Below are 14,504 nucleotides of genomic sequence, written 5' to 3'. Positions count from 1 at the left end.
TGCGGCAAGCCGGGGCTTATTCGGCGGGCTTGTCGTTACCGTGGGACAGGCTGTAGACGTAGGCCGCCAGCAGGTGGACCTTGTCGTTGCCCTGGGTCTGCTCCTGGGCCGGCATCTGCCCCTGGCGACCGTAACGGATGGTCTGTTGCAACTGCGCGAAGCTCGAACCGTAGATGAATGCGGCCGGGTGCGTCAGGTTCGGCGCGCCCATGGCCGGGGTACCCTTGCCTTCCGGTCCATGGCAGGCCACGCAGTTGGCGGCGAACAGCTTCTGGCCATTGACCGGGTCGGCCTTGGCGCCTTCCGGCAGCTTGCGACCGTCGAGGTTGGTCAGCACGAACGCGGCGACATCGGCCACGCCCTGCTCGCCGATCACCTCGGCCCAGGCCGGCATCACCGCATGGCGACCGCCCATGATGGTCTGCTTGATGGTCTGCGGGTCGCCGCCCCAGCGCCAGTCTTCATCGGTCAGGTTGGGGAAGCCATAGGCCCCCTTGGCGTCTGAACCGTGACACACCGAGCAGTTGGAGGCGAACAGTCGCCCACCCATCTTCAGGGCCTGCGGGTCCTTGGCCACTTCCTCGATGGGCATGGCGGCGTATTTGGCGAAGATCGGCCCGAATTTGGCATCCGACCTGGCCATTTCCTTCTCCCACTCGTGCACGCCGGTCCAGCCGGTCTGGCCGTTGGCGAAGGGGGTCTGCTTCTCGTTGTCCAGGTAGTTGTAACCTGGCAGTACCCCTTTCCAGTTGCCCAGGCCCGGGTACAGCACCAGGTAGCCGAGAGCGAAGATCAGGGTGCCGACGAACAGCATGAACCACCATTTCGGCAGTGGGTTGTCGTACTCCTCGATGCCGTCGAAGGAGTGGCCGACGGTCTCGTCGGTCTGCTCGGCGCGCTGGCCCTTGCGGGTCGACAGCAGCAGCCAGGTCAAGGCGAAGATGGTACCCAGACTGAGGACTGTGACGTACAGACTCCAGAACGTAGTCATTCTTTGTTACTCCTAGAAGCTTGCTCGACGTGCTTGATGGCTTCGGGATCGTCCGCGAAAGGCAGCAAGGTCGCGTCTTCAAACTCCGCCTTGCGCTTGGGGCTGAAGACCCACAAGGCCAGGCCGACAAAGGCCACCATCACCACGAGGGTGCCAAGGCCACGAATCATCCCGATATCCATGAACAATCACCGTTTGCTTTTGATGATGGTGCCAAGGCCTTGCAGGTAGGCCACCAGCGCGTCCATTTCGGTCTTGCCCTTCACGGCATCCCTGGCACCGGCGATGTCTTCGTCGGTATAGGGCACGCCGAGCGAGCGCAGGACTTCCATCTTCTTCGCGGTGTCCTTGCCGTCGAGCTTGTTTTCCACGAGGAACGGGTACGCCGGCATTTTCGACTCGGGCACCACGTTGCGCGGGTTGTACAGGTGCGCGCGGTGCCAGTCATCGGAGTAACGACCGCCGACACGGGCCAGGTCCGGGCCGGTACGCTTGGAACCCCACAGGAACGGGTGGTCCCAGACGCTTTCACCGGCTACCGAGTAGTGCCCGTAGCGTTCGGTTTCGGCGCGGAACGGCCGGATCATCTGCGAGTGGCAGCCGACACAACCGTTGGCGATGTAGATGTCGCGGCCTTCCAGTTCCAGGGCGGTACGTGGCTTCATGCCTTCGACCGGCTTGTTGGTGACGTCCTGGAAGAACAGCGGGACGATCTGGGTCAGGCCGCCGATGCTCACGGCGATGACCATGAAGAAGGCCAGCAGGCCGATATTCTTCTCGACTACTTCGTGCTTCATCAGTGGGCTCCAACGACAGCGATCTGAGCGGCGGCTTCAGCTTCAGCCGGGTTCGAGGCGCGAACGGTACGGAAGGTGTTGTAGGCCATCAGCAGCATGCCCGTGGCGAAGAACGCCCCGCCCAGGGCGCGGACGATGAAGCCGGGGTGGCTGGCCTGCAGCGCTTCGACGAAGGAGTAGGTCAGCGTGCCGTCGTCGTTGATCGCCCGCCACATCAGGCCCTGGGTGATGCCGTTGACCCACATCGAGGCGATGTAGAGCACCGTGCCGATGGTCGCCAGCCAGAAGTGCGCGTTGATCAGGCCGACGCTGTGCATCTGCTCGCGGCCGAACAGCTTGGGAATCATGTGATAGACCGCACCGATGGAAATCATCGCCACCCAGCCGAGGGCGCCGGCGTGGACGTGGCCGATGGTCCAGTCGGTGTAGTGCGAGAGCGAGTTGACGGTCTTGATCGCCATCATCGGACCCTCGAAGGTCGACATGCCGTAGAACGCCAGGGAGACGACGAGGAAGCGCAGGATCGGGTCGGTGCGCAGCTTATGCCAGGCGCCGGAGAGGGTCATCATGCCGTTGATCATGCCGCCCCAGCTCGGGGCCAGCAGGATGATCGACATGGCCATGCCCAGCGACTGGGCCCAGTCCGGCAGGGCGGTGTAGTGCAGGTGGTGGGGACCGGCCCAGATGTACAGGGTGATCAGTGCCCAGAAGTGGACGATGGACAGGCGATAGGAGTAGATCGGGCGTTCGGCCTGTTTCGGCACGAAGTAGTACATCATCCCGAGGAAGCCGGTGGTGAGGAAGAAGCCCACCGCGTTATGCCCGTACCACCACTGGATCATCGCGTCGGTCGCGCCGGAGTAGGCCGAGTAGGACTTGAAGAAGCTCACCGGCAGCGAGGCGTGGTTGACGATGTGCAGCATGGCGGTAACGATGATGAACGCACCGTAGAACCAGTTGCCGACATAGATGTGCTTGGTCTTGCGCTTGATGATGGTGCCGAAGAACACCAGGGCGTAGACCACCCAGATGATGGCCAGCAGGATAGCCAGCGGCCACTCCAGTTCCGCGTATTCCTTGGTGGTGGTGTAGCCCAGCGGCAGGGTGACCAGGGCGCCGACGATCACGGCTTGCCAACCCCAGAAGTGGAAGGCCGCGAGGCTGTCGGAGATCAGTCGCACCTGGCAGGTACGCTGCACCACATAGTAGGAGGTGGCAAACAGTGCACAACCACCGAAGGCGAAGATCACCAGGTTGGTGTGCAGCGGGCGCAGGCGTCCAAAACTCGTCCACGGCAGACCGAAATTCAGCTCCGGCCAGACCAGTTGAGAGGCAATGAAGACTCCGAGCCCCATGCCAAGGATCCCCCAGACCACCGTCATGATGGCGAACTGGCGGACTACCTTATAGTTATAAGCAGTCTGACTTATTGCTGTGCTCATTCTAAGGTTCCACGGTTTGGGTATAGTTATTAGGGGTGAAAATCGGCCGCAAGTATGGATAAAGAGTAGGGTCATTGCAACGCGCCATGACCTGGGTCAATACCTTGCGACGCTGATTCTGCGGCCTTTCCATGCTCGGTGTAGGGTCAAAACGCGCGCTCGCGAAAACCGTGACCGACCGGTTGACGAGGGGTTGCGGATTGATCGAGGTTTGGAAAGCTTAGTACCGATTCCCGGGAGTGGGTAGGCAGAGCGAAACCGAGGTGCGACACTCGGTCGCGCAGGGGAGGGGAACTGCCGCATCCTGATCGATGCGGCAGGAAATATCCGGTATTTATTGAGCTTTGTTTTCTCCTTGACTGCCGCGGGAAAGGCTGTACACGTAAGCGGCCAGCAACTGCACCTTGTCGTTGCCGAGCAATTCGCTCTGGGCCGGCATGTGGCCCTGGCGACCGTGGCGGATGGTCTGCTGCAGTTGCGCCAGGCTGGTGCCGTAGATGAACGCGGCCGGTGTGGTCAGGTCCGGTGCGCCCATGGCCTGGGTACCCTGGCCGGTGGCGCCATGGCAGGCGACGCAGTTGGTGTTGAAGACCTGCTGGCCGGCGGCCAGGTCCGCGCCGTTGCCTTCCGGCAGCGGCAGCTTGCCCAGGCCGTGGCGCACATAGGCGGCGACGTTGCGCACACCGTCCTCACCGAGGATGTCGCCCCAGGCCGGCATCGCCGCGATGCGGCCACCCATGATGGTGGTCTTGATCGTGTCGGCACTGCCGCCCCAACGCCAGCTGTCATCGGCCAGGTTCGGGAAACCGTAGGCGCCCTTGGCGTCCGAGCCGTGGCAGACCGCGCAGTTGGAAGCGAACAGGCGTCCGCCCATTTTCAGCGCCTGTGGGTCCTTGGCCACTTCTTCCACGGGCATGGCCGCGAACTTGGCGAAGATCGGCCCGAACCTGGCATCGGCCTTGTCCATTTCCTTTTCCCACTCGTGCACGCCGGTCCAGCCGTTCTCGTAGCCGGGCAGGATGCCTTTCCAGTTGCCCAGGCCGGGGTAGAGGATCAGGTAGCCTACGGAAAACACCAGGGTGCCGGCGAACAGCATGAACCACCACTGCGGCAGCGGGTTGTCGTACTCCTCGATGCCGTCGAAGCTGTGGCCCATGGTCTGGTCGACACTGCCCTTGGTCTCGCCCTTGCGCGTGCCGATCAGCAGCCAGGTCAGGCCGATCAGGCTGCCGATGGTCAGTACGCAGATGTACGTACTCCAGAAGGTGGTCATGGCCGGTTGCTCCTTGTTGCAGGGTCTTGTTCAGGTGTTTCGGGCAATGGATCGTCGGCGAACGGCAGCATGCGTGCCTGGGCGAACTCCGGATTGCGCTTGCCGTTGAACACCCAGATGGCGAGGCCGACGAAGGCGATCATCACCACCAGGGTGCCGAGGCCGCGGATCATTCCGCTACTGATCTCCATGGCTCACCTCTTGCTCTTGATCGCGGTGCCGAGCACCTGCAGGTAGGCGACCAGCGCGTCCATCTCGCTCTTGCCCTTGAGGCTGGCCACGGCGCCGGCGATGTCGTCGTCGCTGTAGGGCACGCCGAGGGTGCGCATGGCGCGCAGCTTGGTTTCGGTGTGGCTGCTGTCCAGGGCGTTGGCGACCAGCCACGGGTAGGCCGGCATCTTCGATTCCGGTACCACGTTGCGCGGGTTGTACAGGTGCGCACGGTGCCAGTCGTCCGAATAGCGGCCGCCGACCCGGGCCAGGTCCGGGCCGGTACGCTTGGAGCCCCACAGGAACGGGTGGTCCCAGACGCTTTCACCCGCCACCGAATAGTGCCCGTAGCGTTCGGTCTCGGCGCGGAACGGCCGGATCATCTGCGAGTGGCAACCGACGCAGCCTTCGCGGATGTAGATGTCGCGGCCTTCCAGTTGCAGCGCGGTGTAGGGCTTCATGCCTTCGACCGGCTTGTTGGTGACGTCCTGGAAGAACAGCGGGACGATCTGTGTCAGGCCGCCGATGCTGACGGCGAATACCATCAGCAGCATCAGCAGGCCGACGTTCTTTTCGATCACTTCGTGTTTCATGGCGAACTCCTCAGGCCATCTGCGCGTTGGCGGTGACGGTGGCAGGTGCTGCACCGCGCACGGTGCGCCAGGTGTTGTAGGCCATCAGCAGCATGCCGCTGAGGAAGATGGCACCGCCGATCAGCCGCACGATGAAGCCGGGATGGCTGGCCACCAGGGTTTCGACGAAGGAATAGGTCAGCGTGCCGTCCTCGTTGACCGCGCGCCACATCAGGCCCTGGGCGATACCGTTGACCCACATCGAGGCGATGTAGAGCACGGTGCCGATGGTGGCCAGCCAGAAGTGCGCGTTGATCAGGCCGACGCTGTGCATCTGCTCGCGGCCGAAGACTTTCGGGATCATGTGGTACAGCGCGCCGATGGAGATCATCGCCACCCAGCCCAGCGCCCCGGCGTGCACATGGCCGATGGTCCAGTCGGTGTAGTGGGAGAGAGCGTTGACGGTCTTGATCGCCATCATCGGACCCTCGAAGGTCGACATGCCGTAGAACGCCAGGGAGACCACGAGGAAGCGCAGGATCGGGTCGCTGCGCAGCTTATGCCAGGCGCCCGAGAGGGTCATCATGCCGTTGATCATGCCGCCCCAGCTGGGTGCCAGCAGGATCAGCGACATCACCATGCCCAGCGACTGGGCCCAGTCCGGCAGGGCGGTGTAGTGCAGGTGGTGGGGACCTGCCCAGATGTACAGGGTGATCAGCGCCCAGAAGTGCACGATGGACAGGCGATAGGAATACACCGGGCGTTCGGCCTGCTTGGGCACGAAGTAGTACATCATCCCCAGGAAACCGGCGGTCAGGAAGAAGCCCACCGCGTTGTGCCCGTACCACCACTGCACCATGGCGTCGGTGGCACCGGCGTAGAGCGAGTAGGACTTGGTCAGGCTGACCGGGATTTCCAGGTTGTTGACGATATGCAGGATCGCCACGGTGATGATGAATGCGCCGAAGAACCAGTTGCCGACATAGATGTGCTTGGTGGTGCGCTTCATCACCGTGCCGAAGAATACGTAGGCATAGGCGACCCAGACGATGGTGATCAGCAGGTCGATCGGCCATTCCAGCTCGGCGTATTCCTTGGAGCTGGTGTAGCCCAGCGGCAGGCTGATGGCTGCCAGCAGGATCACCAGCTGCCAGCCCCAGAAGGTGAAGGCCGCCACCTTGGGCGAAAACAGCTGGGTCTGGCAGGTGCGCTGCACCGAGTAGTAGGAGCTGGCGAACAGTGCGCAGCCGCCGAAGGCGAAGATCACCGCGTTGGTGTGCAGCGGGCGCAGGCGGCCGAAGCTGGTCCACGGCAGGTTGAAGTTGAGTTCGGGCCAGACCAATTGGGCCGCGAGGAAAACCCCGAGCCCCATACCGACGATGCCCCACACCACCGTCATAATGGCGAATTGGCGGACCACCCGGTAGTTGTAGGCGGTACTGATTGAAGTGTTCATGGTTCCCCATCCACGGTTCGGGCCAACGCGCAGACGGCCTGCCAGGCGGCCTGCATGTCCGGCCCGGAGTTATAGGCAGACTAAAGCAAGCCAAGCATGGGCAAATAGCCAGCGGCGGGTATTGACGGGGGTCAATGGGCTCCGCCATGGAGCCCGGGTGCAGGCGTGGGGCGTCGTCGCAGCGGGCTGCGCGACGCCCGGATCAACGGATCAGGTGCAGGGCAGCAGCCTGCTGCCCAGGCCCAGGCCCGAGGCATGGTGGGTCAGGGTCACCAGGCCGAGGTCGACGGTGAGCCCGGGGTGGGGGATCTCCGCCACGTCCGGCTTGCGCATGTCCAGCACCAGCAGGATCAGGCCCAGCGTGCCTTTCTTCGCGGTCATCGACCAGGTGAACTTCTCCGTGCTGTGCTGCAGTGGCCAGCGATTGCCATAGAGCCTGCGAATGGCCTTGAGCTCGTCGATGTCGGGGAGCCTCAGGCCCTTCATCGTGGCGTTCTCGGTCGTGTCATCGCTGTTGGCGACGCCGAGGTCGTAGCACAGCATCACACCGTACACGTTGACCTGGTATTTCTTGAACTGCCCGGCCTTGTCCCGCACCACGATATGCGTGCTGCCGTTGCTGCGTACCGTTACCCGGCCATTGCGGTCGACTGCGGCGACCTTCGGATTCTCGCTGCTGTAGGTGTAGCCGGGGACTCCGCCGCTGGGCACCCGCTGGACCCAGGTGCCCGGGCCGAATTCGGGCAGCACCTGAGGGTGGCAGGGGATCAGGAATATCTGGCCGTGCAGGTTGACCGGGCTGGTATCGAGCAGCAGTTCAGGCACGCGCATTTTCGCCCGCACCGTCAGGGTCAACCGTGGGAAGAGTACGGCCGTGGTTTCGTCGGCACTGCCATCGAAGCTCGCCTTGAGGGTCAGCGTCAGGCCGCTCAGGTCCCGCAGGCTGTCGAGCCCGCTGCGTGGCAGCTTGCCGTGAATGACGTCGGAGATACTGGTGATTTCCTCCGCCTTCCAGAGCGTGAAACGATAGGGCGTACCATCGTTGCGGGTGCCTTCGACCTGCAGCCAGACCCGTTGCCCGACCTGGATATGCGGCCACTTGCCGACCTCCACGGTGGCATCTGCGCTGAAGGTGTTCAGGTCCAGCAGCCGATCCCTGGCCTCGCGAACCTCGGGGGCCGGCAGGTTTCGCGGCAGCAGCACCGACAGTGGCAGGACCTCGGACGGTGACGCCACACTGCCACGGGTGAGGGTATAGCCGACATCCACGGTTTTGCCGATGTTGGCGCTGACCGCGGTGACCGGGGCGAAGAAGGCCAGGCTGCCGCTGTCGCTGCCCGGTTGCGCCGGCAGCGTCGGCGTGCCGTTGCCCGCAGTCCCGCGCCAGTAGGCCTGGACGCTGTCGCTGCCCTGCATGCCGGCATAGCGCACGTCGATGGTCGCCCCGCGCTGGGCCAGTTCCGGCAGCAGGAACGTGCCGCCGGCTTCACGGACCCTGGGCCTGGGCAGATCGAGCGGGCCGGCACTGACCGGCAGGTAGCGCGGCAGCGACGGGAAGCTGTCCCCGGCGCTGGTGGTGACTTCGTAGTGCAGGGTGACCGAGCCACCGGCCAGCACGCTGACCTTGTCGTCGGGAATCAGGAACTGGATGTCCTTGTCGATGTCCTCCTCGCGCAGGATGATCGTCCGGTCATACGGCACCTCGCTGCCGCTGGCCGTCCGGCCGAGCCAGGTCAGCTTGACCTGCTGCCCGGCGGCGATGAAGTCGTAGGGCTCGACATGGGCGATCACATTACGGAATGCCGGGTCGAGCACGTTGCCGTTCTGCTCGGCAAGCGGCACCCGCGGCGGCTTGAGGGTGCGTGCCCGGCCGGTGATCCACAGCGGCCGGCTCTTGGAGCGACGGCTGGGCTGGCCGGCGATGTCGACATAGTAATAGAAGCGGGCCAGGCCACGGAGAATGGCAATGAACTGCTCGTAGGGGACCATGAAGGAGACGAAGGGGTCGCTGTCGTGTCCGGGGCTGCTCTGGGTATGGGGCAGCAGCTGCTGGCCCTCGGCATCCTCGCGCTCCACCACCAGGCGCACGGTATGACCGCTGTTCATCCCTTCGTAGCGCAGTACCAGCACCTGCACGTCGGCACCGTCGAGTTCGTCCAGGTTCAGCATCATGCCCTGGGCCTTGGGAACCACCGGTGCGAGCAGGGACGGATCGCCGATCCCGACTTCGATGAGCGCCGGCCGTGACCATTGCGACCAGTTGCCGACCTCGTCGCGGATCTCGTAGCGCACGATGATCGAATCGGAGTTGCCGGCATCCCGGATGATCTCCGGATCGATGGGGATCACCACTTCGTCGCTCGGCTCCATCAGCTCGGGGTGCTGCACGTGGCGACCATGCCAGGACACCAGGATCCGGTCGCCACGGGCCATGTTCGCATAACGCCTGACCACCACGCTGACGCCCTCGGGGTCCTCGATCACCCCGGGCGGCAGCACCTGGGGCAAGGCGAGTTTTTCGTTCTCGCAGAGGGTGGCGCCGTTGCCGGCCTTGCACGAGCGTTCGGGAGCACCGGGACTGTCGAGCTTGACCCGCACCGTCTGCCGGCCTTCCTCGGGCGTACCGCCGGGAAAGGGGGTGAGCACATAACGCACGGTCGTGGTCCCGGAGGTGATCCAGCGGGTTTCGACTTTCAGGGTGATGTGCCCACTGCTGGGCGTGTTGCCCTGGACATGGGTGGCGACGGGGTTGGGATGAGTGCCCCAGTACAGCTCTATCCTGTCCTTCGGCTGCAGTTGCAGCGGCCCGACCAATACCGGCAGGGCCCGCTGCGGGTCGATGACATCGGTCGCGCCCACGCCCAGTTCATGGAAGCTGTTGATCAGCGGGGGTGTCAGGGCCCGTGCGGTCCTCGACGGGCGGGTGGGGAGGCTGGCCAGCGGTTTCCAGCTGGGCTCCACCGGGCCTGCCTGTCGCCACTGCCCGCTGGTGACCAGCACGCTGAGGTTGCCGGTGGCGGCGACCTTCTGCACGAAGGCGGCATCGGGCAGTTCGATCACCTGATGCTCGGCCGAAGAACCGTTCTGCGCGGGCAGGCCCGTGGCGCACAACTGGCGTTGGGCGGCGGAGCCACGCGGGGTGTACTTGAGCAGCGCACCATCCGCCGCGGAGAGATACAGCCCCCCGAGATAGGTCCCCTGGTTCTCCAGGGTCCGGGTGGCGAAGCAGATAAAGGTGACGGAAAAGAAGTCGAGCACCGCCGTACGCTCGGTGCCCAGGTAGGCCGGGCCCGTGGCATGGGCGATATGCAGGCTGTGCAGGTCATAGGTGTGGTCGAACGTCAGTGGCAGGCGCTCCTGGTCCAGTTCCTGGGCCTTGGTCGCGGCGATGGCGCGAGTGACCTTGACCTCCCGCTCATTGCTGAACGGTTCGATGACCGCGTAGCAGTGACTGGCCTGGCAGCGATAGGTCGCACTGACCACCAGTTGCTGATGCCGACGCTCGATCCGCCGATGGCTGTAGCGTGCGGCGTCGTCGGCGTGATTGAACAGCGGGCCGACTTCATAGCGTTCCGGTTGCCTGGCCGCCTGCAGGGTGGGGTCCCAGTTCGTGCCGATCGGGCCGCGTGCCGACCAGAAGCTGCCGCTGCGCAATACCTGCAGCTTGCCGCCGGCCGCGACCTGGCGCAGGTAGGCCAGCGGAGCCAGGGTGCCCTCCTCCAACTGGCCCTGGGTCGGGATGCCATCCGAGGCGAAGACCGCGCCCTCGGCGGTTTCGTCCTGCTTGGGAAACACCTCGACCTGGTATTGCAGCAGGGCTCCATCAGGGATCGACAGGTAGAGCTTGACGCTCGATTCCAGCCCGGGTGTCTGGGACACGGGGCAGACGCCACGGGCGGTGGCGATCAGGTGGGCAAAGTCGCGGGCACCGATGAAGTGCCGATAGGTCGGGTCGGCCAGCAGTCCGGTCGCACCTTGGCGGGCGGGTGGGGCGACATAGACCCCGTCGAAGTCGTAGCCCTGGGCAATCATCTTGAACAGGTCGACATGCTCGGGAAACACCCGGTAGCGGTTGAACCGGGACCCGCCATCGGCGACGGCAGCGGTCGAGACATATTCCTCGCGCCCGGTTTTCCTGAAGATGAAACCGAACAGCGTCTCGTCCGGCTGGCCTGCCGCGACCAGGGCATGGCGCAGGGCATCCTGGGCGTCGATATGCACCGGGCTCAGGTCCGGGAAGGCCGTGGCGTGTCCGTGATTGCTCGCCTGGCGGCTGTTGCCGGCGCGAAAGCCGTCGGCGCTGGCATTCAGGCTGGAGACCACACCCTTGTGGACCCAGATCGCGCCCGGTACCAGCACCAGCAGTTCACCGGCCTGCAGCAGGTCCCGGGCATAGGTGGCCAGCACGCCCTTGTCATCCGCCCTGGCACTGCTGATCCGCCGTTGCAGGGGGTTGTCCATCACCTGCAGCGGGCGGTCGGCGGGCGGTGACAGCTGGTTGAACAACACCTGCTCATGGGCGGAGCCGCTGGCCGTATAGCGAATCAGCGAGCCGTCGCTGCCCGAGAAATAGCGGTAGGGGATCGAGTCGCGTTCCCTGATCGCCTGGTGGAGGTCCCAGGTGCGGAACAGATTGAGGTAGAGCTCGGCTTCGTCCTCGGGCAGGTGGAAGTCGATGGTGCCCAGGCCCGAGTGGTAGACGCCGACCACCTTGTGGTTTTCGGGGAAGAACGCCGCCTTGACGTCCTTGGGGAAAACCCGCTTGTGGTCGAAGACCGCCGTCGGCGACAGCCAGGGTTCGGTGGCGACGAACAGCCCGTCCGGACGCTGCAGCACCAGGCCGCCATGGACCTGGTCGTGACGATGCGGAATCTGCCCATGGGCATGCCGGGCGGCATCGTCGGCGCGGGAGAACACCGGCCCCAGCAGGCGGCGCTGGAAGTGCTGGTAGGGCTTCCAGGTGTCGCTGACCGGCCCTTCGCGATCCCACAGTTCGCTGCTCCTGAGCACGCTCAGGCTGCCGGCACGGGCCAGGCCATGGACGAAATGGCGAACTTCCAGGTTGCCCAGGGTCACCTGTTCGCCGAGGCTCGGCTCGCTGCCCTGGCGCTTGAGCAGCAGGTCGTCGGCCTCGGCATCCCGTGACAGGTACTTGAGCCAGGCGCCCTCGCGGGTGCTCAGGTAGAGGGGCAGCGCTTCGTCGAGCGGATCATCCGGGCGCAGATAGGGCAGGGCGGCGGCAAGATCGATGGGGTTGAAGACATTGCGGTACTGCCAACTGTCCCCGGCAGGGACGGGGTCGGGATACAACGCGGCGCTGTAGCTGATGGCCGCCAGCTCGAAATCGGCCGGCAGGTCGGGATGGCCCATGGTATTCGTGCCGAATACCGCGGCCGGGGAAAACGGCGGCGTGCCGGCCACGACCGGTTCGCAGGCGACGTATCGTGCCCCTTGCCGATGCTTGAGGATGAAGCTGATCCGCTGTTGCGGGTGCTGGCCATCGAGGCGTTGCAGGGTGTGGCGGGCGGCGGCTTCCAGGTTGTCGAACAGCGGCCCCAGGGCCGGCCTCGGCTGATCGAGCGGTGCCACGATGGGATTGGGGGCCCAGTTCGCTGGCAGCTTGCCAGGCTTGCCCCAGTAGCGGTCGCCCCGGACCAGGTAAAGGCCCTGGGTCTTGGCCAGCAGCCTGATGAAATCGCTGGGCAGCAGTTCGCCCTTTTCCAGTTGTTCCTCGATGGCACTGCGGCCAGAACGGGCCTTGGGCAGCAGACGGATGACCAGTTGGTCCTCCTCCTGGCTGTCGCTGGGCAGGTACTTGACCAGGTTGAGGTCGCTCATCAGCACATAGAAGGCCTGCAGGCCCGCGGACCGGCCGGCGATGGTGGCCAGTACTTCCTGGGCGGTGATGCTGCGGTGAGCCAGGCGGAACTCATCCTCGGGCAGGTTCGCCAGTGCTCCGGAACGCTCGACATTCCTCAGGTTGATGTTGGAGCGATACACGGCATGCAGCCGATGCCCCGCCGGGAAGGCGGGAAGGCCGGTTTCCGTGCTGGGATAGAGCTGGCTGGCGTCGAACAGCCGGCCTTCGGTGAAACGCGGTTGTGTGGCGACGAAGCTCTGGTCCGCGCGTTGAAAGATCAAGCCGCCCATTTGCCGGGCGTGGCCGCCCAGAGTGATCTGCTGGGCATAGCGCGCCGCATCATCGGCCGAGAGAAACGCCTGGCCCAGTTCCGGTACGGGGCTGTCGGCGAAGGGTTGCCAGGTATCGGCCGGCACCCTGCCGGCGCGATTCCACAGGCGGCTGCCGACCAGTACCCGCAGGGTCCCGGCTTCGGCCAGGCGGCGTACCCATTGCGAGGTCGACAGCTTGCCATCGAGCAGTTCGCGGTTGAAGCGCTCGGCTCGCGCTTGCCAGTCGGCGCGTTCGGGGAGCAGGGCCCGTTCCAGTTCGCTGTCCCCGGACTGGTAGGACAGCAGGGCGCCATCGGCGGTACCCAGGCACAATGGCAGGGGCGCTCCGCCCTGGGGGCGCAGGCGCCGGGCCTGGTCGAGCCCGGCGAGCAGGTCGTGGGGGCGCAGGGTGTTTTCATACAGCCAGTTTTCCTCTGGCGGCGACTGCCCGGGCAGGCTGTCGGCCTGGGCGTACAGGCCGGCTAGCACCACTTGCGCTGGCAGCGCCTGCAGGCCGATGGGGTCGAACAGCGGGCCGGCAACGGCGACCGGCTCGGTGGCGCGGAATTCGTCCTTGTGTGGATGCTTCACGATCAGCGATTGTTGTCGGTGCCGGCCCTTGAGCCCCACCTGGCCATGGATATGCCGCACAGCCTCATCGAAGCTGACGAAGGTTCGGCTCAGGGCCGACGTGGGTTGATCCTTGCGTGCCTGCGTGGTGCGGATCCCGGCAGCGTCGGGTTTCCAGGTGCTGGTGATGCGTTGCGCCGGGCCCCAGAAGGCATCGCCGCTGACGATCGACAGCTCGCCGGCCTCGGCAACCTGGTGAATCAGGGCCAGTGGCGTCAGTGTCCGCTTGTCCAGGGCCGAAACCAGCGGCGCAGGCAACTGCAGCAGATGACCGAGGATGGCCGAGGGGGCCTGCAGGCCGGCCTGGAGTTCCTGCTCGGCTTTCGAGTCGCTGGAGAGGTAACGCAGCAGCACGCCGTCGCCGACGGCCAGATAGCATGTCGCGAACCGCGCACGCAGGCTGATCGCCTGCTGCAAATAACCGATCTTGTCGGAGAAGCCCGAAGCCAGCGCCTGGTGGATCTGCTCGTCCTCGGACAGGCTGGCGGCGGGTGCGGTGTCGCTGTAGGACACATAGCCAGCCTCGATCCGGTGGCCCGTGGGCAGTTCGCTGTCTTGCGGCACGGAGGGCCACAGGCTGGCCGTGCTACCCTGGCGGGCGGTGAACTCCTGCGGGGTGCTGGCGTGAAACAGGCCCTGGGCGTCCCGGGTGAGCAGCCCCCTGAAGCGGATATCGGTGCTGAATTCCGAGGCCTGGTAGGCGGCCCGCAGCTGGATGCACTGGTGCCTGGCATCGAGCATGGCGGCATCGAGGGTCGCGAAAGCGGCGCCGAATGCCGATACAGCCCGGGACGAGGCGGTGGAGCGGGAATCGCTGAGCGACGGTTCTGAGGTCATGACATTACCCGTTGACGGAAAGAGAGGCGGGCATCGGCGCCCAGGGGCGCTGGCCCGAGGCTTCTGAGTGTTCAGAAGGTGGGCGGTCATTCTCGAAAGATCCCCGTTGCGGGGGGCGTTACATA

Annotated in this window: 9 protein-coding genes; all 9 read right to left on the bottom strand. The window is 65.0% G+C overall.

Annotated features, from left to right (window positions below; all coding sequences use genetic code 11):
• Positions 1-16: 16 nt before the first annotated feature.
• Complete coding sequence (gene ccoP, locus ACMGT0_RS22690; RefSeq protein ID WP_054061069.1) at positions 17-991, bottom strand: cytochrome-c oxidase, cbb3-type subunit III; 975 nt, start codon at positions 989-991, stop codon at positions 17-19.
• Positions 988-1,173, bottom strand: coding sequence for a CcoQ/FixQ family Cbb3-type cytochrome c oxidase assembly chaperone (locus ACMGT0_RS22685; RefSeq protein ID WP_026145428.1), 186 nt, complete (start codon positions 1,171-1,173; stop codon positions 988-990). Before ACMGT0_RS22685 ends, ccoP (ACMGT0_RS22690) begins: the two co-directional genes overlap by 4 nt.
• A 6-nt stretch (positions 1,174-1,179) precedes the next feature.
• Positions 1,180-1,788 (bottom strand): cytochrome-c oxidase, cbb3-type subunit II, encoded by a 609-nt coding sequence (gene ccoO / locus ACMGT0_RS22680; RefSeq protein ID WP_017905624.1) that lies wholly within the window; start codon positions 1,786-1,788, stop codon positions 1,180-1,182.
• Complete coding sequence (ccoN, locus tag ACMGT0_RS22675; RefSeq protein WP_416769879.1) at positions 1,788-3,230, bottom strand: cytochrome-c oxidase, cbb3-type subunit I; 1,443 nt, start codon at positions 3,228-3,230, stop codon at positions 1,788-1,790. The genes ccoO (ACMGT0_RS22680) and ccoN (ACMGT0_RS22675) overlap by 1 nt, the downstream gene beginning before the upstream one ends.
• A 334-nt stretch (positions 3,231-3,564) precedes the next feature.
• Positions 3,565-4,503 (bottom strand): cytochrome-c oxidase, cbb3-type subunit III, encoded by a 939-nt coding sequence (gene ccoP / locus ACMGT0_RS22670; RefSeq protein WP_416769877.1) that lies wholly within the window; start codon positions 4,501-4,503, stop codon positions 3,565-3,567.
• Positions 4,500-4,694: a cbb3-type cytochrome oxidase subunit 3 gene (locus tag ACMGT0_RS22665; protein WP_337959421.1), complete on the bottom strand. Its 195-nt coding sequence runs from the start codon at positions 4,692-4,694 to the stop codon at positions 4,500-4,502. The genes ccoP (ACMGT0_RS22670) and ACMGT0_RS22665 overlap by 4 nt, the downstream gene beginning before the upstream one ends.
• Before the next feature lie 3 nt (positions 4,695-4,697).
• Positions 4,698-5,306: a cytochrome-c oxidase, cbb3-type subunit II gene (gene ccoO, locus ACMGT0_RS22660; RefSeq protein ID WP_054061066.1), complete on the bottom strand. Its 609-nt coding sequence runs from the start codon at positions 5,304-5,306 to the stop codon at positions 4,698-4,700.
• Positions 5,307-5,316: 10 nt separating this feature from the next.
• Positions 5,317-6,741 carry a cytochrome-c oxidase, cbb3-type subunit I gene (gene ccoN, locus ACMGT0_RS22655; protein ID WP_054061065.1) on the bottom strand — a complete coding sequence of 475 codons (1,425 nt, stop codon included), beginning with the start codon at positions 6,739-6,741 and terminating at the stop codon, positions 5,317-5,319.
• A gap of 210 nt (positions 6,742-6,951) precedes the next feature.
• Positions 6,952-14,379, bottom strand: a complete 7,428-nt coding sequence (locus tag ACMGT0_RS22650; RefSeq protein ID WP_416769874.1) for an Ig-like domain-containing protein — start codon at positions 14,377-14,379, stop codon at positions 6,952-6,954.
• Positions 14,380-14,504: the final 125 nt, after the last annotated feature.

The sequence above is a fragment of the Pseudomonas sp. RHF3.3-3 genome (genome assembly GCF_048069595.1).
Taxonomy (GTDB): domain Bacteria; phylum Pseudomonadota; class Gammaproteobacteria; order Pseudomonadales; family Pseudomonadaceae; genus Aquipseudomonas; species Aquipseudomonas fuscovaginae_B.
The sequence above is the reverse complement of the archived record's forward strand: the minus strand, read 5'-3'. Positions and strand labels throughout refer to the sequence as shown.

Coding starts and splice junctions, on each gene's coding strand:
- ccoN (WP_416769879.1), bottom strand. CDS start 3,230: ATGAGCACAGCAATAAGTCAGACTGCTTATAACTATAAGGTAGTCCGC.
- ccoO (WP_017905624.1), bottom strand. CDS start 1,788: ATGAAGCACGAAGTAGTCGAGAAGAATATCGGCCTGCTGGCCTTCTTC.
- ACMGT0_RS22685 (WP_026145428.1), bottom strand. CDS start 1,173: ATGGATATCGGGATGATTCGTGGCCTTGGCACCCTCGTGGTGATGGTG.
- ccoN (WP_054061065.1), bottom strand. CDS start 6,741: ATGAACACTTCAATCAGTACCGCCTACAACTACCGGGTGGTCCGCCAA.
- ACMGT0_RS22665 (WP_337959421.1), bottom strand. CDS start 4,694: ATGGAGATCAGTAGCGGAATGATCCGCGGCCTCGGCACCCTGGTGGTG.
- ACMGT0_RS22650 (WP_416769874.1), bottom strand. CDS start 14,379: ATGACCTCAGAACCGTCGCTCAGCGATTCCCGCTCCACCGCCTCGTCC.
- ccoO (WP_054061066.1), bottom strand. CDS start 5,306: ATGAAACACGAAGTGATCGAAAAGAACGTCGGCCTGCTGATGCTGCTG.
- ccoP (WP_054061069.1), bottom strand. CDS start 991: ATGACTACGTTCTGGAGTCTGTACGTCACAGTCCTCAGTCTGGGTACC.
- ccoP (WP_416769877.1), bottom strand. CDS start 4,503: ATGACCACCTTCTGGAGTACGTACATCTGCGTACTGACCATCGGCAGC.